Source organism: Streptomyces sp. NPDC015139 (assembly GCF_043079785.1).
Classification (GTDB): domain Bacteria; phylum Actinomycetota; class Actinomycetes; order Streptomycetales; family Streptomycetaceae; genus Streptomyces; species Streptomyces albidocamelliae.
On record NZ_JBIBUW010000009.1, the window covers coordinates 249084 to 272079 of the forward strand.

Sequence of the window (22996 nt, forward strand, 5' to 3'; positions counted from 1 at the left end):
CGGCGGGCCGGGCGCTACGGCACGGGCGCCGCCGGGGTGGGTGCGGAAACCTCGCCCGTCACCTGGCGGGTGACGAAGCGCAGATCGAGGATGGCGGCGCGCACGGGAACCGGCCCGGGATCGGGCGTGCGGTCCGGCGTGCCTGCCGCCGTGACGGAGTCGGTGGTCGTGCCCCTGGCGGAGATCGGGTCCGGCGCGGGCGTGCGGGCGGCGGGACCGGTGTGCGCGGGGGCGGCGGTGTCCCGCTCCAGCCACAGCCGCCTGCGGCGGTACTCGGGTGCGGGCAGCGGCCGTCGCACCGGTACGCCCGCGGGACGGTCGCGCGGGTCGAGCGCGGAGGCGACGAGGTGGGCGTTGGTCCCGCCGAGCCCGAAGGAGCTGATGCCCGCGACCCGCCGCTCGGGCGGCGCCGCCCATTCCTCGACCGCCGTCACCGGCCGGAACGGGGAGTGCGCGAAGTCGAACCGCGGGTTGGGTGTGTCGCAGAACAGGGTGGGCGGGACCAGGCCGTGCTCCAGGCTCAGCGCGACCTTGATCAGACCTGCCACGCCCGCCGCGCTCAGCAGGTGCCCGACGTTGGCCTTCACGCTGCCGATGGCACAGCGGCCGTACGGTTCCTCGGCACCGGCGAACGCGTCGGTGAGCGCTTTGAGTTCCATCGGGTCGCCGATCCGGGTGGCGGTGCCGTGCGCCTCCACGAGCCCGATCTCGGCGGCCCGGCGGCCCGCGGCGGCCAGGGCCTTGCGGACGACGGCGGTCTGCGCGGCCGGGTTCGGTGTGGTCGTGCCCATCGTGTGGCCGTCGTTGTTGACGGCGACCGCCTCGATCACGGCGTGGACCGGGTCGCCGTCGCGCAGGGCGGCGCCCAGCGGCTTCAGCAGTACGGCGCCGCAGGCCTCTCCGGGCACGATGCCGTCCGCCTGCTCGTCGAACGGGCGGCAGCGTCCCGTGGGCGACAGCACCCGCGCGGCGCTGAACTCCAGGTAGGGGCGTTCGTCCAGCAGGATCTCCACCCCGCCGGCCAGGGCGAGTTCCGACTCCCCGGACAACACGCTGCGGCAGGCCAGCTGCACGCTCACCAGGGACGACGAACAGGCGCTGTCCACCACCAGGTTGGGGCCGCGGAAGTCGAACCGGTGCGCCACCTGGGCGGCGAGGAAGTTCTGGTCGGACTGGAGCACGTCGGGCCGCAGCGGCGCGCGGCGGGGGTAGGTGGAGATCCGGCCGCCGACGAACACGCCCACGTCCCGGCCGCGCAGCTCCTCGCCCCGGTACCCCGCGTCGGCCAGGCAGTCCCGGGTGGCTTCGAGGAACAGCCGGATGCCCGGATCCAGGACGGTGGCCTCGTCGTCCGTGAGCTGGAACGGCTCGGGATCGAAGCGTTCGAGGCCGTCGAGGAACCCTCCCCACTTCCCGGTGCTGCGGCCCGGTGCGTGGCCGGGGCTGTAGAGCGCCTCGGTGTCCCACCGCCCGGGCGGTACCTCGGTGACGGCACAGTGTCCCTGGAGGAGGTTGCGCCAGTAGGTGGCGACGTCGGGCGCACCCGGGAAGCGGCCCGCCATGCCGATGACGGCGACCTTGGTCTCCGTACCGCCGTGCGCGGGGCGGGGGGCGGCCGCGGGGACTTCCGCCGGGTGCGAGGGCTGGTGGGTGGGTGGCGCGGAGACGGCCGGGGCGGCGGGGGTGACCGCGGCGGGCGCGGGAGCGTCGGAGGCGGGAGCGTCGGCGGGCGGGGCCGTACGCGGTTCCGCCTCGTGGCGCGGGGCCAGGCCGAGACCGGTCAGGTGGCCGTGCAGCTGCTCGACGCTGGGGTGTTCCAGCAGCAGCGACGGCGGGAGGCGTTCGCCGACGGCCTCCTCGACGCGGTCGAGGAGTTCGCCCAGCATCACGGACTCCACGCCGAGGTCGGCGAAGTCCGCCGTGACGTCGAGGTCGGCCTCCGGGGTGCCCAGCACCGCGCACACCAGCCGCACCAGCCAGGCGGGCCCGCCGTCCGTCGAGGATCCCGCCGAGGACACCTCGGCGCGGGCCGCGTCGGGCGCGGACCGCGGACGTACGCCGGCCGCCGTCCCCCCGGCCCGGCTGTCGAGCAGTGTTCCGGCGTCGAACGACGGGTCCAGCGGGACGGCCGGCAGGACCGTGCCGCCCCAGGGCATCGCCAGTACCTGGTCGAGGACGCGCAGGCCCTGCGTGTCGTTCAGGGTGTCCAGGCCGACGGGCGCGCAGACGTTCTCCTTGCCCCGGGCCGCTCCGCTGTCGGTCCACATCGGCCAGCACACCGAGCGGAAGTGGGCACCGCCCTGCCGCACCCGGTGGGCGAGGAGGAAGTCCATCGCCGCGTTCGCCGCCGCGTAGTCCGTGACGCCCACGGCCAGGCGGGGAACGAGCGCGCAGGCCGAGGAGAAGGCCACGAAGAAGTCGAGACGGTCGCCGGCGCAGAGGGCGGCGAGGGTGTCGAGACCGTCGGCCTTGGGTGCGAAGGACGCGCGTATCGAGGCGGTGTCCTTGCCGACGAAGGCGGGGCGGCCGGTCCCGATCCCGCCGGCGCAGTGCACGACGCCGCCCAGGGGCGCGAGTTCGGTCCGCACGCGGTCCAGGAAGGCTCCGAGGGCGGACGCGTCGGTGAGCGGGCCGGTGTGCACCAGGACACGGGCGCCGAGCCGTTCCAGCCGTCGTACGTTCTCCACCGCCTCGGCCTCGGCCTCGCCGAGGGCCTCGGGCGCGTCCCACAGGTGACGGGCCGGCAGCGGCCGGCCGCCGAGGACGGCGATCGCACCGGCACCGCGTTCGACGAGGTGGGCGGCGACGCGGGCGCCGATGCCTCGCGTTCCGCCGGTGACGACGTAGGCGCGGTCCGGGTCCGGGGTGAAGGGGACGGCCCGGCCGAGGGTGGGGCGCAGCAGGGGTTCGTAGCGCAGCCCGTGCCGGTGGCAGATCTCCGCCCTGGCGCCCGGCCGGTGCCACTCGCCCCACAGTGAGGCGGCCAGCCGGTCCGTGTCGGTGGTGGCCAGGTCGGTGTCGACCACGGTGGTGTCCAGCCGGCCGTACTCGGCGCCGAGGCAGCGCAGGAACCCGGCCATGCGGGCGCCGGAAGGGTCGGGGGCGGGGCCGTCGAGGTCCTGGAGTCCGCGTACGGCCTGGATGCCGCGCAGTCGTGCGCCGGGCCGGGCTCCGAGCAGGCGACGGATCAGCAGCAGACGGGCGGTCCACGGCCCGGGATCCCCGGGGTCCGCGCGGTCCAGGTCGGTGAGGTCCATCCAGCCGGCGATCAGCGGGTGGCGGGCGAGCAGGTCGCCGGTGACGGTGTCGGCCTGCTCGTCGTCGGCGAACCCGACCGTCCCATCGAGGAGTTCCGGCGTGCCGTGGTCGTCCCGGACGAGGACGGGGACGAGGGTGCCTCGTGGTGCCGTCGCCGCGAGCGCGTCCGCGAGACCGCGCGTGGCCGTGCCGTACAGACAGAGCACCACGCCCTCGGCGGGGCCGGAGCCGGCGCTCACCTCGCCGGTGGGCAGCCACTCCCGGCGCAGCAACACGGCGTCTCCGTCCGGCTGTTGTCCGGCCCGGACCGGACCGGTCGTAGCGGCGTGCGCCTGCACCGACTCCACGGGCCGGGACGGGCCCGCGACCGCGGGTGCCGGGGCGTCGACAACGGCCGCACCGGCTACGGTCTCCGGTATCCAGCACCGCAGACGGGCGAAGGGGTACGCCGGCAGTGTGGTGACGCGTGGCCGCACCTCCGGCTCTCGTGGGTGCAGCAGGGGCCAGTCCACCGGCCCGCCCGCCGCCCAGTGCCGGGCGAGCGCGCCCAGGTCGGCCTCGGGTCCGTCGGGCAGCAGCCGTCCCTGCGGCCGTCCCCCGTGCGGGGCCCGGCCGCGTACGACCCCTCCGGTGGCGGAGCCGGTCGCGAACTCCGCCAGACGGGCGGACGCTTCGGCCGGGTCGCCGACGACGAGTGCCAGCCGCTCCCGCAGCGGTTCCCGGCCCACCTGGAGGGTCCAGGCGACATCGGCCAGGGCGGGTGCGTCGGGAGCGCGCAGCCGTGCGGCGAGGCGCGAGGCCGAGTCCTTCAGACGCTGCTCGTCGTAGGCCGACAGGACGAGCAACTGGGGGCGGCCCGGTCCGGTCGCCCGCGGTGCGGTGCTGTCCGGTTCGGGGCGGGCGGGGTACTCCTCCACGATCAGGTGGGCGATGGTGCCGCCGGCGCCGAAGGAGCTGATGCCGGCGCGCCGGGGGCGCGGTGTGCCGTCCGGGCCGGCCGGTCGCGGCCACGGGGCGGCGGTCCGCTGGGCCCGGAAGGGGACGGTGTCCCAGTCGATGTTCGGGTTGAGGTCGTCGGCGTGCAGCGTCGGGGCCAGGGTGCGGTGCTCCAGCTGGAGCAGGACCTTGGTGAACGCCGCGATGCCGGCCGCGGCCTCGGCGTGCCCGACGGTGGACTTCACCGAGCCGATCGGCAGGGATCCCGGCGCGCGGTCGGCGGTGCCGAAAACCCGGCCCAGACCGTCGATCTCGACCGGGTCACCGAGGGCGGTGCCCGCTCCGTGGGCCTCCAGGTAGTCGATGTCGCCGGGGAGCAGTCCCGCGTCGGCGAGGGCGCCGCGGACCACGTCGCCCTGCGCGGCGGGGGACGGTACGAGGTAGCCGTTGGTTCGTCCGGCGTGCACCACGGCGCTGCCCCGGATCACGGCGCGCACCCGGTCGCCGTCCGCGAGGGCGCGTTCCAGCGGCTTCAGGACGAGGACGCCCACGGCCTCCGCCGGTACGAACCCGTCGCCGCCCGCGCCGAAGCTGCGGCACCGGCGGGAGCTGGAGGTCAGTGACATCAGCCGCTGCTGGACGAACTTGTTGGGGTGCAGGGACAGGTTGACGGCACCCGCGAGGGCGATCTCGCAGTCGCCGGCCCGCAGGGCCCGTACGGCCAGGTGCAGGGCGGCCAGCGAGGAGGAGCACATGGTGTCGACGGCGAGGCTGGGGCCGTGCAGGTCGAGGATGTACGAGACGCGGTTGGCGATGTTGCCGAGCGCGCCGCCCGCGTAGGCGGGGCGTCCCCGCAGGGTTTCCTCGACGCCGAAGAAGGCGTAGTCGGCGTACATGGCGCCGGCGTACACCCCGACCCGGGAGCCGTGCCGCTCGCGCAGCCGCTGCCGGGGGTGGGCGGCGTTCTCCAGGGCGGCCCAGGCCGTCTCCAGGAAGAGCCGTTCCTGCGGGTCCATGAGGGAGGCGTCGCGGGGGGTGATGCCGAAGAGCAGCGGGTCGAAGCGGTCGACGTCGTCGAGGAATCCGCCGATCATGTCGTCCACGGGCCAGCCGGGCCGGTGCCGTTCGGGCGGCAGGGCGGTGACGCAGTCGTGTCCGGTGGACAGGTTGGACCAGAAGGTCTCCAGGTCCGGGGAGTTCGGGAAGCGGCCGGCGACGCCGATGACGGCGATCGCGCCGGTGCCGTCCGCCGCGGGCCGCGTCTCCGGGCCCGCGGCCGGATGTGCCGCCCCGGCCGGGAGGGTGCGGGAGGCCAGGTCGCGCGGCGGGGATTTCGGTGCCGGCTCCGGTGTGCGGCGCCGGGCTCCGCATCGGTGCACGGCGTCCGCGGCCACCCCGGCGATGTCGCCGTGCTCGAAGAACAGGGTCCGGCTGCCGACGCCCCAGTCCTCGGCCAGCAGCGCGTTCAGTTCGCCGATCTGCAGCGAGGTCAGTCCGTACTCGACGAAGGGCGTCCTCGCGTCGAGCTCGTCCCGGGGTATCCCCGACACCTCGGCGTACCGGTCGAGGAGGGCGGCCTCCAGTGCGGCCACGCGCGGTTCGGCCGGATCCGGCGCCTGTGCCGCCTCCGGGGTGCCGGGCACGCGAGGGGTGTCCGGTACGTGCGGTCGCGTGCCGTCGGCGGACAACGACACGGACAGGGACACGGACTCGGACTCGGGCTGGGGCTGGGGCTCGGCTCCTGCCCCGGCCTCCGTCTCCGTCTCCGTCTCCGCGAACGGGTACACCGGCAGCGGTACACGGGACCGCCGCGTACGCCAGTAGTTCTGCCAGGGCAGGTCGGCGCCGTCGGCCCACTGCCGGGCCGCCTCCGCCGCGGTGGTGGGGGGTCCGGTGGCGGCCCGTGCTCCGGGGCCGGCCTGCCCCGTGTGCACGGCCGGGTCGGGACGGCCCGCCAGGAAGGCGCCGAGCCCGGCGAGGACACCGTGGAGATCGGGGTGCACGACGGCCAGCCGGTGCCGCATCGGCACCCTGCCGGTCTGCGTCGTCCAGGCCACGTCGGCCGCCGCCGGCGCCCGTTCCTGCCGCAGCAGGTGGGCGAGGCGGTCGTGCAGGGCGCGGGCGGCACGGGCCAGCCGCGCCGGGTCGCCCGCCGACACCAGGACGACGGCGGGATCGGCCGGACCCGAGTCGGCGCCGGTGGGCCGCGGGTCGGGGGCCGGCGGCGGAGCGGAGGTACCGCCGCCGGGGTGGCTGTCGATGTCGGTGCGCTCCATAGGATTCATGCCGTCTCACTCCACGGGTGTCGACCTCTGCTCGGTCCGTGTCGGTCCGGGCACGCGGCATGCCCGTGAGGTCCCGTGTACGGGACGCCACTGTCCGTCGCAGACCGTATCGGCGATTGCTTGGTGTGTCCGCTCATTCATGGGCGCATTTCAGCCCGGATCACCACGCCCGCGTCCAGGAGTTCCGCGGCTTTTGTCAGCAGGTGTCCGGCGACCGCGCCGGGGGTGCGGGCCTGCCGTGCGGCGAGTTCGGTTCCGACGGCCGCGCGGTTGAAGTGCGTCAGTTCCGGGTCGCACGGGAGCTGGTGGTCCAGGGGCCGGACGGGGCCCCCCGCACTGGTGCGGCGGGCCGTCTCGCGCACGTACCAGCGGAAGACGTCGGCCGTGCGGACCCCACCGTCGACGGCTCCGGGCGGCGGTTCGGCGGCCGGCCCGCCCAGCACCTCCTCCTCGATGTGCCGCCGCCGGGCTTCCGGGACCTCGGCGAGGAACCGGTGTGCGCGCAGGAGGCGGTGCAGCAGGTTCGCCCGGGCCGGGAAGAGGGTGCCGCGCCGGACCACCCGCGCGGGGACACCCAGCGTGGCGTACCGCTCGGTGGGCGCCCAGGTGATGTCGTCGTCCCCCACCTCCGTGAGGGTCCGGCCGAGTTCCGCGGACAGCCGGGCGTTCGGCGCGCAGGCCGTGAGCGAGGTGGAGACGAGGAAGGCGGCGCCCAACGCGAAGGCGGTGGCGGCCTGTTCGGGGGTGCCGACGACGCCGCGCAGGCCGACGTGGACGGGTTCCGGACCCGGGCCACGGGCGGCGAGCGCGGCCACGGAGGGCAGCAGCTGATAGGCGTCGGCGCCGTCGGCGTGCCAGCCGGCCGGGGCCTGGACCGCCAGGTCCGAGGCGACGGGCAGCTCCCGGGCGGCGTCGGCCTCCGGCGCCGACAGCCCGCCGGTGCGGACGAGTTCGGCGAGCAGGGCCGACGAGGGGGGCCGCAGGAAGGCGGCTGCCTGGTCGAGCCCGGACACCCGGGCGAGGACGTGCCGCCGGGCGACGGGGGTGCCTGCCGGGGTGCGCCGGGCACCGGTGAAGCGGAAGCGGACGAGGGCCGCGTCCGGGCCGTAGGGGTGGTCGGCCTCGACGTGGCGCACTCCGCGGGCGAGCAGCAGGGTGACCAGCCGGTCCGCGCCGGGCCCGGCGCGCAGACCGATCCCCCAGCCGTGGCGGGCCGCGGCGGTCACGGCCGGTACCAGTGCCCCGACGGCGGCCTCCTCGGTCCGGGCTTCGTCCCGCACCGGGTCGGCGACCGTCGCACCGGCCGGGCCGGCGAGGACCGCCGGACCCGTCGGGTCGGCGAAAACCGAGGGATCCGTCGGGTCGGCGAAGGCCGCCAGACCCGCCTCCCGTGCCGCCCGGCACACCTCCTCCCCGACGGCCCCGTCGCCGGTTCCGGACGCCACCCAGGCCAGACGCAGTCCGTAGCGCTCCCGGAACCGCGCCGCTCCCAGCCGTTCGGCCGCCAGCCGCCCGGCACGCGCGCGGGAAGGTGCGCCCGGCGGCCCCTCGGCGGGCGTCACCGCCCCGAGCGACGGGGGCACCGCCCTCGATGCGTCGGCCGGTACCCGGCGGGCCGCCCCGGACACCTCGGTCTCAGCCCCGGCCTCGGCCTCCGCCTCCGTGCGCGCCCCCGCCACCGTCTCCTCCCCCGTTGCCGGCCCCGGGAGTTCCGCCCGTGCCACCGCCCACAGTTTCGTCAGGACGTTTCCGGGGCCGATCTCGACGAGGTCGGTGACCCCGTGGCCGACCAGGTGGGCGAGGCTCTCCCACCAGCGCACCCCCTGGCACATGTGCTCGCGCAGCCGCGTGGCGATCTCGTCGGCACGGTGCGGCCGGGCGGTGACGTTGGAGACGACGGGGACCCGGGGTTCGCGGAAGGTGACGGTGTCGAGGACCGCGCCGAGCCGCCGCGCCGCTTCGGCCATGTACCGGGAGTGGGCCGCCACGCTGATGTGCAGCAGCACGCACTTGCCCGCGCCCGCACGCCGCAGCACGGGCGCCAGCCCGCGGATCGACTCCTCGGGCCCCGAAAGGACGCTCTGCACCGGCGAGTTGTGGTTGGCCAGATCGATGTCGTCCGCGCCCTCCCGGCGCAGCACCTCTCGCAGCCGGTCGACGTCCAGGCCGACGACGGCGAGCATCCCGCCCCCGCTCGTGCCGCCCATGATGTCGGCGCGGGCGACGACGAGACGCAGTCCGGTCTCGAAGTCGACCGCCCCGGACGCGTAGAGCGCGCTGTACTCGCCGAGGCTGTGTCCGATCATGAAGTCGGGCTGCGGCCCCCGGGCGGCGAGGTCCAGATAGGTCAGGGCGCTGATCGTGTAGAGCACGGGCTGGAGGGCGCGGGTGTCGCGCAACGCCTCCTGGTCCGCGCAGAGTTCGCGCACCGAGCGGCCGAGTACGGCGTCGGCCCGGGCGACGACTCCCGGGTGCCGGTCGAAGAGACCGGCACCCATGTCCTTGCGCTGTGAGCCCTGGCCGGGAAACGCCCATACGACGCTCATCCGCGCTCCTCCCTGCGGTGCGGTCGGCGGCTTCGGGTCGGCGGCCTCACCGCTCCCACGGATAGCGTCCTTCGGCGGCGAACCGCGCCATGCCCTCGCGGACTCCCGGCGCGGCGGCGAGCCGTGCGAACGCGGTGACCGCCCGCTGCTCGGTCTCGGCGGTCAGGGGGTGCAGCGCCGAGAGGTAGCCCTTGGCCTCCCCGATGAGCCGGCCGTCGAGCTTGGTCAGGCGGGACAGCAGCCGCCGCACCAGCACTCCCGGATCGGGCGAGAGTTCGTCGGCGAGTCCGCGCCGCACCGCCTCCTGGGCGGTGAGCGGCAGGGTGGTGAGGGTCATGGTGCCGGCCGTGCGGAAGCCGGTGCGGCGGATCAGGAACGGCAGGACGGTGCAGGGCAGGAGACCCCAGAGCGCCTCGGGGAGGCTGAACACCCCGCGTTCGGTGGTGTGGACGAGGTCGCAGGCCGCGGCGAGCCCGACCCCGCCGCCCGCGACCCGCCCGTCCACACAGGCGAGGGTCAGTCTCGGCAGTTCGGTGATCCGGCGCAGCAGCCGGAAGAAGCCGGCCCCGTCGGACGCGGCCGGGCCGAGCCCTTCGTCGCCGGCGCTCCCGGAGGACGGCCCGAACGCCGTGCTCCCGGAGGACGGCCCGAAGGCCTCCTCCGCCGCGGCCTCCGCCATGTCCATCCCGTTGCAGAACACCTGGCCCGGCGAGTCGATCAGGACCAGCCGGCAGGTGTCGGACTTCTCGGCGGTGTCCAGCGCCCCGTGCAGGTCCGCGATCAGGTCGGAGTCGACGGTGTTGCCGCGCTCGGGGCGGGCCAGGGTGATCCGCAGGACGGCGGGGTCCTGGTGCTGGACGCGCACGGTGCCGTGGCTCATCGGTCGGTCAGCTCCAGGAGTAGAGGCGGTGGAAGTTCTCGATGCGGTCGAGGATCAGCAGTCCCGCTCCGTCGAACAGGTCGTCGTAGAGGTCCGCGTAGGGTTTGGTGTCGACGTCCAGGTCCCGCACCCCGAACGCGCGGTCGCCACCGAGTTCGGTCACGGCGTCGTACTCGGCCATGGTCAGCTCGCGCCGGGCGTCGAGGGCGGCACCGATGCGCATGGCCCCGGCCTCGGCGACGGCCCGCTCGCGCAGGACACCGCTGAAGAACTCCGACTGGCACCCGGAGCCGTAGGAGAACAGGCCGATGCGGCACGGCACTTCGGGGCGGCCGTGGTCGAGGAGGGAGCAGAGCGCGAGGTAGAGCGAGGCGGAGAAGAGGTTGCCGACGCGGGAGCCGTATTCGAGGGTGCGGGCGACCCGGCGGGTGAAGTCCTCGGCCGCGTCGCGGGGCCCCATGCCCCTGTGACTGCGCAGCAGCATGCGGTGGGCGCCCTTGACCATGCCGGCGAACGGGGTGTGCAGCACCAGGTGTTCGAAGCTGTCGACGACGTCGGCCCCGGCCACGCGCTCGCGGTAGGCGGCGAAGCTGCGCTCCAGGCAGGTCATGTACGACAGCAGGGACACGTCGGAGTCGACGACGTCGAGGTCCGGGCGGGGCCGCAGGGTGTCCATCACCTCGAAGGTGTGCAGCCCGCTGGCGCCGGGATCGAGTTCCAGCACCCGCGGGTCGCGGCCGACGAGGAGGGCGACGGCGCCCGCGCCCTCGGAGGGCTCCCAGTAGGTGCCGCGGGCGGCGGCGCTGGGCGCGTCGGCGGCGATGACCAGCGCCTTGGCGGTGCCGACGGGGGACGCGCCGATGATGCCGGCCGCGGTCTGCAACGCCGCCGTGCCTCCGTAGCAGGCGTGTTTCACCTCGAAGGAGCGGCAGCGGGAGCTGAGCCCGAGGTGGTGGTGGATGTAGGTGGAGATGGGTTTGCCGAGGTCGAGCCCGGACTCGGTGCCGACGACGAGGAGTTCGATCGCCTCGCGTTCCTCGGGGGCGAGCCGGTCGACGAGCGGCTTGGCCGCGTTGACGGCGTTGGTGACCGCGTCCTCGCAGGGCAGGTTGACCGACTTCTGACGCATCATCAGGTTGTCGAAACGGGTCATGTCCAGGCCTCGGCCGCGGAACAGGTCCGCCACGCCGAAACAGGCGCGTGCCACATAGGCGTTGATCGCCTCGATGCCGACGGCCATGGTCGCTCCCGCGGTCGGGGGCCGCCCACCGGGCCCCGGCTCTCCCGGTTGTAACCGTCGTGGGCCTCCTGGATCTGCTCACTTTTGAACGGCACGGGTGGATCCGTCGGCCGCAGGCTCGCTCCGAGGACCCCCGGGGCGTGGGCCGTTGGGGCCAACGGCATCGGGAGGCGGCTGTGCACAGCGGAACGGATGGGGATCCGCCGTCCCGGTCCCGGCCGCCCGCTCCGCTTCCGCTGCGTCACGCGGTCACCGGCGCTCCTGTGGCCCATGTGTGGGCCGTCGCCCCGGGCACGTACGGCGACCGTCCGCTGCCGTCGGCCCGGGAGCGGCGGCGTCTCGCGGCCTTCCGCCGGGACGAGGACCGCCTGCTGTACGTCACCGCGCGCGGTCTGCTGCGGGCCGCGCTCAGCCGCTGTGTGCCCGACGTCGCGCCCGCGGACTGGCGTTTCACCACCGGCCCGCACGGCCGGCCCGAGCCGGCGGGACCGCGCACCGTGCCCCGGCTGCGCTTCAGCGTCGCCCACGCCCCGGACCTGGTGGTGTGCCTGGTCTGCCCCGAACTGGACTGCGGAGTCGACGTGGAGGTGCTGGACCGCCCGGTCGACCCGGTACGGGTGGCCCGCGCGATGTTCCACCCGCGGGAGGCGACGCGGGTGCTCGCGGCGCCGCCGGCGGAGCGCGCCGCCGTGTTCCCGCGCCTGTGGACGCTCAAGGAGGCCTACGGCAAGGCGCGGGGCCTCGGCTTCCTGCTGCCCTCGGATTCCTACGCCTTCACACTCCACGCGACGGGCGCGCCGCGGCTCGCCGTCGCGGCCGACGACGACGGCAGGCGGTGGCAGTTCGCCCAGTGGTCCCAGGGCCCCCGCCATGTCACGGCGGTGGCGGTGTGCCGGGGTGACGGGCCGGACGTGACGGTCGTACGGCACTCCGGCCCGCCGTGAGACCGGCGGTGACCGCGGCGGGTCAGGACACCGTCTGCCGGATGTCGGTGCGCAGGTCCTCCAGGAGGTCCGTGCGCAACGGCTCGGGCAGCCCGGTCAGATAGAAGTGGTCGCCGTCGTACACCCGCATCCGGAACGGGCCGTCGGAGACGGTGTCCCAGAGCCTCAGTTCGAGCGGGGTGACCTCCGGGTCCCGGTCTCCGGTGAACCCGGACACCGGGCAGCGCAGCCGGGGGCCGGGCAGCGGCCGGTACGACTCGTTCAGGTGGAAGTCGGCGCGCAACGCGGGCAGGAACATGCGCATCAGATCGCGCTGCCGCATCACCTCCTGGGGGGTGCCGCCCAGTTCGGCGACGACCCGCAGGAAGTCGTCGTCGGCCAGACCGGCGAACGGCGGGCGCCGGGCCGCCAGATGCGGGGCTCGCCGCCCGGAGACCAGCAGGCGGCGCGGGGCGCGCCGCGGGTCGTCCTGGAAGCGGCGCGCGACCTCGTAGGCGACGGCCGCCCCCGTGCTGTGGCCGAACAGCGCGTACGGCCGGTCCAGGTAGGGGGCCAGGCCCTCGCACAGCGGGCCGATCAGCTCCTCCATGCTCCGGTGGGCGGGTTCGGCGACCCGGGTCTCCCGGCCGGGCAGGATCACCGGGCACACCTCGACCTCGGGCAGGACGAACTCCCGCCACGGCCGGAAGAAGCCGCCTCCGCCACCGGCGTGGGCGAAGCAGAACAGGCGCAGCGGCGCGTCACAGGTGGCGTCTCCGCTCTTCAGCCAGGTACCGGTCACCGGTGTCCCCTCACTCGGTTCCTCTCGAATCCTCCGGTGCGGCGCGCGGGAGGCGGGCCGCAGGGGCTCCTGGGATAGTCGGCCGCCGCCGGCGCGTTCACCGGTCGCCGTCCGCGGAGCGGAGCACGGCGTGGCCGTACGCGCCCGTCGCCGAGACCGCGTTGACCAGGGCGCGCAGGGGGGCCTCCGGGGCGGTGGGGGTCCAGGGCCGGGCGGTGTCGGCGACCGTGAGCCGGGTCCAGTCCGCCAGCTCGGTGCGCCGGGGTGCGACGGCGGTGGGCGCCAGCGTCCGCTCGCGCAGCTGCAGCAGCACCTTGGTGAGCTGGGACAGCCCGGAGGCCGCCTCCAGGTGGCCGATGTGCGGTTTGACGGTGCCCACGAGCAGGGGGCCGGTGGTGCCCGGCGGCCGCAGCGCGGAGAGCAGGGCGTCCAGTTCGGCGGCGTCGGCGAGCAGCGCGCCGGAGGCGGCGCACTCGGCGTAGCCGATGTCCGCGCCGGTGAGGCCGTGCCGGTCGAGCATGCGGGCGAGCGAGCGGGCGAGCGGGTCGGCGGACGGCATGCCGAACGGTCCGGGACGGCCGGCCGCGCCGGCACCGGTGGCCTCGACCACCCCGTGCAGCACGTCGCGGCGGTCCACGGCGTCCCGCAGCGGGCGCAGCAGCAGGGCTCCCGCGCCTTCCCCGGGCGACCAGCCGCCGTCCTCCGCGGCGAAGGCCCCCGCTCCCGGCCGGTGCGCCGACAGGCCCAGGTCCCGCAGCAGGGCCAGGTGGTAGGGGTGGGTGACGACGTTGACTCCGCTCACCACCGCCGCGTCGCACTCCCCCTGCCGCAGGCTGGTCGCGGCGAGGTGCAGGGCGGTCAGCGAGGAGGAGCAGGCGGTGTCCACCGCGACGGCGGGCCCCTCGAATCCGAAGCAGTGCGCGATCCGGGCCGGGAGGTCGGAGGCGGCGCCCGCCTGCCGGGCCGGGCCGCCCGCACGCCATACGGCCTCGCCGGCCTGGCGGTGGTCGTGCCACATCGCGGCGGTGAACACCCCGACGCGCTCGCCGTCGCGGGTCAGGCTGCCGGGGGTGTGACCGGCGTCCTCCAGGCACTGCCACACCACGGGCAGCAGCAGCCGCAGTTGCGGATCGAGGCCCTCGGCCTCCCGGGGCGAGATGCGGAACAGGCGCCCGTCGAACCCGTCGCCGCCCGGCAGATACCCGCCGTGGGGCAGCGCCTCCGTGTGCGCTGCGGGTGTGCCGGGTCCGGCGGCGGCCGCCAGCGCGGCCAGCCGCTCGGCGGACAGCGGGCCGACCGAACGGCGCCCCGACCGCAGGTTGTCCCAGAACTCGTCGACGTTGCGCGCACCGGGGTACCGGCCCGCGGCCCCGATGACGGCGATCTCCGCCGAGGCCGCCCGGGGCGCCGGTCCGGGTCCGGTCCGGAGCCCGGTGGTCACGGCGGGCCGCTGCGGGCGGGCGCCGGCGGCGGGCGCGAGGGGCCCGGCGAGGAAGGCGTGCAGCAGCCGCTGGCCCGGGTGGAGCCGGAGCGCGTCACGGACGCGGCCGAAGGCGAGACCGCCCACGGCGCACAGGCCGACGCCGGTCTCCCGCTGGCCGCTCATCAGCAACTGGCCCACGTAGCCGGCCTCGACGGCCAGGTACAGCTCCGACTCCTCGCCGTACAGCGGTTCGATGCCGCGCGGTTCCGAGACGAGGTACACCTCGAAGGCGGCCCGGTCGTAGACCGCGCGGTTGTAGGAGAAGTGGACGGTGCGGTCGATGCCGGGGTCGGCGGTGACACGCTGCAGCGCGTGGTCGTCCGGCCGGTGGTAGTACAGGCCGCCGGGGATGCCCTCGACCGCCCCGGGCTTGATGTGCAGATAGGTCTGTACGGCGTAGGTGTCGCCCGCCGAGGCGTACAGCCGCCGGGGGCCGTCGCCCGACGGCCGTGCGCGCAGGGCGTTCAGGAAGGCGAGGAAGTCCTCGTGCGGGAGCGGCCCGTCGGCGAAGTCCCGGTGCGTGGCCCGTTCCCGGTACCTCTCCGCGGGCGGGAGCGGCCCGTCGAGCACGAGGAGCGGTTCGTCGTCGTGGCGCCGGCGCAGGTGCCAGGCGGCCGACTTGTACCGGTCGCGGTCCTCGGGCGAGAAGAACTCCACGGCCTCCGGGTCGGTGCGGGGCTCGGGCGGTCGCGTCGCCTCCGTGGGAGAGGCGGCCGCGGCGAGGTCCGCGCCGGCTGGTGCGGGGGTGTCGGGGGTGTCGGGGCCCGCGAGATGGCGGGCCATCCCGGTCACCGTGGGCTCAGCCAGCAGGGCCGACACCGGGATACGGCGCCCGTAGCGGGCCCTGAGCGCCGAGGACAGCTGGGCCAGGGTGAAGGACGTGGCGCCCTGGTCCCAGAGGTCGAGCGTCGGGTCCAGCTCCGGAACACCGATGAGACCGGCGAGCAGGGCACCGATCTCGTCCGCCAGCCGGCCGGCGGGCGGGAACGCCGGGAGTTGCCCGTCCGTGCCGCCGGCCGTCTCGGCGGGGGCCGGCTCCTCGGGCCCGGTCGCCGGGGCGGTCGTACCGGGTCCGTCCTGCGCGGATCCGGCCTCCTCGCCGGGCGAGCCGAGCGCGTGATCGGGTGCGGGATCGGGCACGGGATCGAGCACGGGATCGGGTGCCCGGTCGGGCGCGGGCAGCGGCCACGGCAGCGCGTCCCGGTCCAGCTTGCCGTTGCCCGTGGCGGGGAACGACGGCAGGAATCCCACGAAGTTCGGGACCATGTAGTCGGGCAGGGTCCGGGCCGCGTGGGCGCGCAGCTCGGACACCGAGGGCCGTACGCCGCCCGGCTCGGCGAGCAGGTACGCGACCAGCCGCCGGTCCCCGCTGCCGTCGGGCCGGGCGACGACCACGGCGTCGTGCACGGCGGGGTGGCTGCGCAACCGGTGCTCGATCTCGCCGAGTTCGACCCGGAAGCCCCTGATCTTGACCTGGTGGTCGCGCCGTCCCAGGAAGACCATGACGCCGTCGCTGCGGAAGCACGCCCGGTCGCCCGTGGCGTACATGCGGGCCTCGGGGCCGCCCGCGAAGGGCTCCGGGACGAAGCGCTCCCGGGTCAGTTCCGGCTGCCCGTGGTAGCCGATGCCGAGCACGTCTCCGGCGATGTAGAGGTCACCCTCCTCGCCGACGCGGCACGGCTCCAGCCGCTCGTCGAGGACGTAGTAGCGGGCGTTGTCGATGGGCCTGCCGTACGGGATGCTGCGCCACTCCGGTTCGATGTCGCCCACGGGGAACCAGTTGGACCACACGGTGGCCTCGGTGGCGCCGCCGAGGCTGATCACCCGCGCCCGGCCGAACACGCGGCGGACGTCGTCGGGCAGGGACAGCGGGATCCAGTCGCCGCTGAGGAAGACCAGGCGCAGGTCGCCGGTGCCCGGGTGCCCGCGGCGTTCCTGGAGCAGCGGGGCGAGCCGGGCGAGCGTGGTGGGCGCGGAGTTCCAGAACGTGACCGGTTCCCGCAGCAGGGCGTCCACGAGCAGTTCCGGGTCCCGCTGCTCGGCCTCGTCGGCGATGTACAGGGCGGCCCCGTGGCCGAGCAGGCCGAGGATGTCGAAGACGGACAGGTCGAAGCCGAGGGAGGTGACGCACAGCCCGGTGTCCTGCGGACCGAACGCGAAGGTGCGCGTGCACCAGTCGAAGAGGTTGTGCAGGGAACGGTGGGCGACGACCACGCACTTGGGCCGGCCCGTGCTGCCGGACGTGAACAGGCGGTAGGCGACGGAGTCCGCTCCGGTGACGGGTTCCGGGTCGCCCGGGTCGGGCAGGTGCGCGCCGGTGACGTCGGTGGCGTCCAGGTCGACGAGGTGTACGCCGTCCGGCACCTGCCAGCCGGGGCCGCCGTCCGTGACGAGGAGGTGGCCGGTGCCGGTGTCCCCGAGCATGCCGTGGGCGCGGTCGCGGGGCAGTGACGGGTCCACCGGAACGTAGGCGCCGCCCGCCTTCAAGGCCGCCAGCACGGACACGGCCATCGCCGGGCCGCGGCGCACGGAGAGCCCCACCGAGGTGTCCTCGCCGACGCCCGCCCGTCGCAGCCGGTGCGCGACGAGGTTGGCCCGGCGGTTCAGCTCGCCGTAGGTCATGGTGCCGCCGCGCCAGCGCAGGGCCACCGCGTCGGGCCGGAGGCGGGCCTGCCGTTCGAAGAGCAGGTGGACGGGGCCCTCGGCGGGGTAGGGGCGGGCGGTGTCGTTCCACGCGTACAGGACGCGGTGCCGCTCGCTGTCGTGGCCGTCGGCCGTTCCCGCATCCGGTGGGCCGGCCGCCGCGGGTGCTTCGGGATCGCGCTCGTCGGCCGCTGCGGGCACGGGCGCACCGGTGACGCCCTCGTCCGGCGCGTCCACTTCCTCGGCGAGCCGGGTGAGCGTGTCGACGTAGTGCGCGAACGCCGTGTCCAGCAGCCCTTCGGGAAAGCGGTCGTCCAGAGCGTCCCACGCGAGGTGGAGGGTGCCGCCGTCGTCGACGGTCACGCAGTCCAGGGCCACGTCGGTGGTCGCGGTGCCGGCGGGGCCTGGCCGGACGCCGGCGGGCAGCGGACGGCCGGTGACGTCGAGGACGGTGGTGAACACCACGGGGTGCTCGAAGCGCTCGTCCCTGCGGCGCCGCATGACGTACGAGCGCATCTCGGACAGTCCGGCGCCCCCGCCCTCGGCCAGGTCGGCGGTGAGCTGCCGGTGGCAGGCGCGGGCCGCGGCCGCGGGGCCGGTGCCGCGGGCGGGTGAGCGCACCCAGGTCAGCTCGGTGAACTCGGCGGGCCGGGCCGTGTCCGCGCCGGTGAAGCACACCACCGGGAGGGCGAACGGCTCGTCGTACACCGCGCCGAGGGCCGCGCAGTAGGCCGCCAGCAGGGTCGCGTCGAGGGTCACTCCCCGTCGGCCGGCCCAGGCGGCGAGGGCCGCCCGGTCGCCGAACACCCGCTCCCGGCGTCGCGGGCACGGCGCTCGATCCTCGTCCCGCAGCGGCGGACCCGCCGGCAGGCCGGCCAGCCGGTCGCGCCAGTACGCGGCGGCTTCCCCGGTCGCGTCCCCGGGCTCTCGCGGCAGCCGGGTCGCGGGGGGCGGGGCGCCCGCGGGGTCGGCGTACCGGGTGAGGAGTTGCCGGGCGAGCAGCACGATGCTGCGGGCGTCCCCGACCAGCAGGTCGACGGACAGGTGCACGGTGGCCGGCCGGCCGGGGGAACGGACGACCCTCAGGTCGGTGAGCGGTCCCCGGTCCAGGCCGAAGGAGCGGTGGGTCAGGTCGGCGCGGACGGCACGGTCGACGGCGTCGGGGTCCACGTCCTCGGGTACGTCGGCGACCGGGATCCAGGCGTCCGCCGGCGCGCCGTCCAGCACCCGGAGCGTGCCGTCGGCCCCGGCCCGCAGGCGCAGCGCCTCGTGGGCGCTCACCAGTTCCCGCCAGGCGGTGCGCAGCCGGTTCACGTCGAGGTCGTCGACGTGGAAGCTCTGGTGGTACTGGCAGCCGCGGCCGGTGGCCCCGTCGAGGCGGGCCACGAGATAGGCCTGCTGGAGTTCCCGCGGGGGTACGGCGGCGTCGGGCACCGGTTCGCACAGGGCCTGGAGCAGCCGGCAGAAGCGGCCGAACAGGGCGTCGGGGGTGCCCGGCGGGAAGAGCGCGTCGGCGGTGTCCCAGCGGAAGTCGAGGCCGCCGTCGTGCTCGCGCATCTGGTGGTCGAGCGCGATCCCGGAGGTCTGGCCGACGGCGTGGCGCTCGTGGCGCGCCATGCCGCCCCGCCCGGAGCCGTCGCGGCCCACGTCGAGCAGGCTGGTGAAGACCACGGGCAGCGCGGGCGACCCGGCGCCGTGCGCGCGCAGTTCGCGCAGGACCTCGACGCTGCCGGCCGACGCGTGCGACAACGCCTCCCACACCCGCTGGTGGGTGGTGCGGGCCGCGTCGTCGAGGGCCGACCCCTGGGTGCGGGGGTCCACGACGAGCAGACAGCCGGAGGTGTACGGGCCGACGAGTTCCTCGGCGGCGGCCGGCAGGCGCGGCCGGTCGGTGGTCGTGAGGACGAGCGTGAAGGGCTCGTCGGAGCCGGGCGGTGCGACCGCGTCGGTGAAGGCGGTCAGGACGAGCGAGGTGGGTGAGACGCGCAGCGCGGCGGCGCGGGCGCGCAGCCCCTCCCACTGGGCCGGGGTGAGCCGGCCGCGGCGCGGGGTGCGCAGATGGCCGTCGAGGCCGGGCGGCGGCTCGGGGGGCGCGGCCAGCAGGACGGCGGGACCGCCCGGCAGGCCCTTGAGCCGTTCGGCGGCGCGGGCGACGGCGGCCCGGTGTGTCTCGGAGTCGCGGTGGCGGGCGAGGGCGTCCAGGGTGTCGCGGAGGGTGAACGGCACCTCGGGCAGCCGGTGGCCGTCGTCCGTGTACGCCTGCCACCAGTGGCGCAGCAGCAGATCGGTGCCGTGGGCGTCGGTGACCGTGCCGTCGAGGCTGAGGTGGACCACGGCGCGTCCGGCGGGTTCCCGGCAGATCTCGACCTGGAACGGCGGCCACTGCCCGGGCGGGTACCGGTGGTGCGACAGCCGGCGGCGGACGGCGGCCGCCTCGGTCTGAAGGGCGTCCGGGTCCGGGGTCTCGTGGACGGCGGGCTCGGGCACGTTCACGTGCTCCTGGACCCGCTGGTTGCGGCCGACGCCGGTCAGACGGAGGGCGTCGAAGTGCTCGACGAGCCGCTTCCAGGCCCGGGCGAGGCGGGGGGCGTCCAGTTCCCCGAAGGCGAACTCGTGGTAGTGGTGGCAGCCGAGGGCGTCCGGGTCCAGCTCCGGGTACTTGCCGACGACGTAGGCCTCCTGCATCGGGGTCGCCGGTGCCGGTTCGTACCGCGAGTCCGGGGCCGCGACCACGTCCAGCGGGCCGGAGCCGCCGGCGGACTCCTCGCCCGTGTCCTGGTCGATCCAGGCGGCGAGGTCGCGCGGGGTGCGGCAGTCCAGGAGCCGGGAGAGGGGCACCTCGATCCCGAACTCCGTCTCGATGTCCAGCATCAGTCGTACGGCGGCGAGCGAGGAGAGTCCGGCGTCGGCGAGTTCGCCGTCCGGGTCCAGTGGGCGGCCCTGGGCGACCAGCGGCTCCAGGATGCCGAGCAGCCGCTCACAGGTCGCGCTGGCGGTCACCTCGGCGGATGACGCGGTGACGGGCTCCGCGGGCTTCAACGATCCCCCCTGGGTTCGGTGGTCGGTATCGGCAGGGCCGGTTCACCACTGCCAGCGGCCCAGTTCGGGGTACGGCGGCTGGAGCATGGGATGGTTCTCGTCCTGCGACGCCTTGGTCGTGAAACCGGCCGCCTTCTCGATGTTGGCGGTGAACGCCTTGCGGAAGCGGTCGTCGTCGGGCAGCCCCACCGCGTCGGCGGACGCGAGCATCAGCGTGACGAACCGCTCGCTCATCTCCGGGGTGATCCGCATGCCGAGATGGGCCCGCAACAGGGCGATGAATCCACCAAGTTCCCCGGTGTACCGGGCCGGACCGCCGAGCATCTCGGTGAAGAACGCCGCCAGGTGGTCGGCGTGGTCCGGTGAGCCGGCGCGGAACAGGGGTGCCAGCAGCGGGTCGTCGAGCACCGTGTGGTGGAAGTGCTCCGCGAACCGGCGCAACGCCTTCTCACCGCCGACGTGTTCGTACATCGTCGTCATGGATCCGCCCTCCGTGTGCCGCTCGACCAGCGGGGACGGTACGCCGGGGCGCCTGGCCCCGGCTGCTCAACTTTGTGCACCTCCGCAGGCGGGGGCGGCGGCCGGGGCGGGCGGCGGGTCGAGCCGGCCGGGGGCCGCCGCTCCTGTCACGCGGTGGTGGCGCGCAGGCGCGCGGGCACGGCCCACCACTGGTCCGGGCGGTCCACCACCGGTGCGTCCGGTCCGGTCTCGACGAAGCGGGCGAGGCGGAGCAGGTACGCCGCGATGCCCGCCGCGCCCTGCATCCACGCGGTGCCCGGGGGCAGCAGCGGCGGGTCCTGGCGGTGTTCCAGGAAGCGCCAGCGCGTGCCCGTGTCGTCCCTGATCGCCCGTGTCACCAGCGCGTCGCCCATCGTGCGCGCGGCCCGCATCAGGGTGTCCGCCCGAGCGGGCGTCCCGCAGTCCTGTGCCGCGTCCAGCAGTACGTCCCCGACGCCCGCGGTTCCGCAGCAGCGGCCGTCGTTGTCCCAGAAACCGGGGCGCAGTCGCTCCGGGACTCCGGAGGTCAGCAGCGAGGTCAGGCAGCGGTCCCGCAGCTCGCCGACCGGCAGGCCGGACACCTCGGCGACGCCCGCGTGCGCCAGCGCGGCGAACAGGTGCGAGGTGCCCGCCGGGCCGTGGCACCAGGTGTAGGTCACCGGTTCCACCTCCCGCTTGGAGGGCGGGATGGTGTGCGGGACGACCAGGCCCCCGCCCTCCAACGAGCGCATGGACACCACGTGCCGGGCGCCTTCCACCGCCGCCTCGACGAAGTCCGCGCGGTCGAGCGTCACGCCGGCCACGGCGAGCGCCGATGCCACTCCGGCGGTGCCGTGCGAGTAGTTCGGGCACTTCGAGGTGGCGCCCGGGGCGATGCCCCAGTCCAGGCCCGCCTCGGTGCGGTCGGCCACGCGCAGCAGCGCCTCGCAGCCCGTCGTCGCGATGGCCTCCGCGGACTCACCGCCCGCCCACACCGCCGTCAGCACCACTCCGGCGTTGCCCATGACGATGTCGTTGAGGGGGGCGTCGGAACCGGGTTCGAATTCGAGCGTGGTCCGCCACCCGTCGGGGGTCGCCAGGTCGGCCAGCCGCCGCAGGGCGACCGACTCCGCGCCCGGGGCCAGCAGCCTGAGTGCCATGGCGTCGCCCGCCAGGCCGTCGTACAGGGACGGTTCGGCTCGGTGCGCGGCCTGCGCCGACAGCCGGGAGACGATTGCGTCCGCCAGGCTCCGCTCGCCCGCGGTCGGTTCCCGGTACCGCGCGATCTCCGCCAGCACCGGGGCGAGGCCCGCGATTCCCGCGTACAGCGTGTCGCGGTCCGGCGCCGGTTCCCCAGGCGCGCCGTCCTCCGGGACGATCTCGGGCAGCCAGGGGCCGTCGTCCTCGCGGATCTGCCGCAACACCCATGCCCAGGCACTCTCGCCCAGTTCCCGGTACACCTCGTTCGCCGCCACGCGGTCACGCTACAACGCGTGCGTGGTGCTCCCTGAGACCCGGGTCCTGCGTCTCCGGCCCACTCGACGGAACGAGCAGGTCATGGGCAAGGCCCCCTGCCGTGGCCGCGCGGGTGCCTCCCCCTATGCTCCGGGCATGAAGTTCTTCCGGTCCCGCGGCCGCGACGGCGCCGGGCAGACCAAGGAATCGCCGTTGATCCGGGCCATGACCCTGTATCAGGGCGGGAGTTACGCGGAGGCGGAGGCCGAGAGCCGCGCCGTGGCGGCCGCCCGGTCCGGGCTGCGCGACGACCCGTACGCGCCGCTGGCTCTGGGCATGGCCGCGCTGGCGGCGAACGCCCAGGGCCGCCATGCCGAGGCCGTCGCCGCGTACGACGGGCTGCTGCCGGAGTTCGGCAGGATTCTCGGTGCCGCCCACCCGCAGACCCTGAAGCTGCGCTCGGACCGGGCGCAGGCGCTGAGCGCGCTCGCCCGGTACGCGGAGAGCGAGGCCGAGTGCTCGGCGTTGGCCAGGATCGCCCGCCGCGGCGCCGGCCCGCACATGGCGCTCCTGGCGTCGGCCGCCCGCAACGGACAGATCTTCGCCCTGAACGGCCTGGGCCGGCACACCGAGGCCGAGACCGTCGCCCGGGAAGCCCTGGCCGCCCACGGCGACCGGGACAGGTTCCGCCTCGTCCTGCTCCTCGGTCTGGCCCGCAGCCTGAACGGCCAGGGCCGGCACACCGAGGCGCTCGCCGAGGCCGGGCATGCCGACGAGCTGCGCCGCGGCTTGCCCGAGGGCGAGGGCCGCTCGGAGATCGGTGGTGTCGAACTGGCTCTCTCCACGGCCCTGTTCGGGCTGGGACGGGACGCCGAGGCCCGTGCTCTGGCCGCGACCGCCCACGCCTCCTGCCTGTCCGCCTTCGGCCCGGACCACCGCCGCACCGTCGAGGCCCGGGACCTTCTCGACCGTGCCGACACCCCTGACGGGTCACACACCTGACCGCAACTTCCGTCCGCGGGCACGTAC

10 protein-coding genes are annotated in these 22996 nt (G+C 75.4%); 2 read left to right on the forward strand and 8 right to left on the reverse strand.

Annotated elements, in window-relative coordinates; all coding sequences use genetic code 11:
• Positions 1-14 precede the first annotated feature (14 nt).
• The 4 genes from ACF08B_RS24965 to ACF08B_RS24980 all read right to left on the reverse strand — a co-directional run bounded on the left by ACF08B_RS24965 (position 15) and on the right by ACF08B_RS24980 (position 11145).
• Positions 15-6479, reverse strand: coding sequence for a beta-ketoacyl synthase N-terminal-like domain-containing protein (locus ACF08B_RS24965; RefSeq protein WP_392319456.1), 6465 nt, complete (start codon positions 6477-6479; stop codon positions 15-17).
• A gap of 137 nt (positions 6480-6616) precedes the next feature.
• Positions 6617-9025, reverse strand: a complete 2409-nt coding sequence (fabD, locus tag ACF08B_RS24970; RefSeq protein WP_392319457.1) for an ACP S-malonyltransferase — start codon at positions 9023-9025, stop codon at positions 6617-6619.
• Positions 9026-9071: 46 nt separating this feature from the next.
• On the reverse strand, positions 9072-9905 hold the full coding sequence (locus ACF08B_RS24975) for an enoyl-CoA hydratase-related protein (RefSeq protein ID WP_392319458.1): 834 nt from the start codon (positions 9903-9905) through the stop codon (positions 9072-9074).
• Positions 9906-9912: 7 nt separating this feature from the next.
• Complete coding sequence (locus ACF08B_RS24980) at positions 9913-11145, reverse strand: hydroxymethylglutaryl-CoA synthase family protein (RefSeq protein ID WP_392319459.1); 1233 nt, start codon at positions 11143-11145, stop codon at positions 9913-9915.
• A 263-nt stretch (positions 11146-11408) separates the two neighbouring features.
• Here ACF08B_RS24980 and ACF08B_RS24985 point away from each other — a divergent pair, with 263 nt between their 5' ends.
• Positions 11409-12089 (forward strand): 4'-phosphopantetheinyl transferase family protein, encoded by a 681-nt coding sequence (locus ACF08B_RS24985; RefSeq protein WP_392319460.1) that lies wholly within the window; start codon positions 11409-11411, stop codon positions 12087-12089.
• Positions 12090-12111: 22 nt separating this feature from the next.
• Here ACF08B_RS24985 and ACF08B_RS24990 read toward each other — a convergent pair whose 3' ends face one another.
• The 4 genes from ACF08B_RS24990 to ACF08B_RS25005 form a co-directional block, all read right to left on the reverse strand.
• Positions 12112-12870, reverse strand: a complete 759-nt coding sequence (locus tag ACF08B_RS24990) for a thioesterase II family protein (RefSeq protein ID WP_392319461.1) — start codon at positions 12868-12870, stop codon at positions 12112-12114.
• A 97-nt stretch (positions 12871-12967) separates the two neighbouring features.
• Positions 12968-19996 (reverse strand): amino acid adenylation domain-containing protein, encoded by a 7029-nt coding sequence (locus tag ACF08B_RS24995; protein WP_392319462.1) that lies wholly within the window; start codon positions 19994-19996, stop codon positions 12968-12970.
• Between the two features lie 81 nt (positions 19997-20077).
• Entirely contained in the window at positions 20078-20515 is a 438-nt protein-coding gene (locus ACF08B_RS25000; protein ID WP_392319463.1) for a group II truncated hemoglobin, read from the reverse strand.
• A gap of 146 nt (positions 20516-20661) precedes the next feature.
• Positions 20662-21987: a lanthionine synthetase LanC family protein gene (locus ACF08B_RS25005; protein ID WP_392319464.1), complete on the reverse strand. Its 1326-nt coding sequence runs from the start codon at positions 21985-21987 to the stop codon at positions 20662-20664.
• A 136-nt stretch (positions 21988-22123) separates the two neighbouring features.
• Here ACF08B_RS25005 and ACF08B_RS25010 point away from each other — a divergent pair, with 136 nt between their 5' ends.
• The gene (locus ACF08B_RS25010) at positions 22124-22969 is read left to right on the forward strand and encodes a tetratricopeptide repeat protein (protein ID WP_392319465.1); all 846 of its coding nucleotides are present in this window, start codon (positions 22124-22126) and stop codon (positions 22967-22969) included.
• Positions 22970-22996 lie beyond the last annotated feature (27 nt).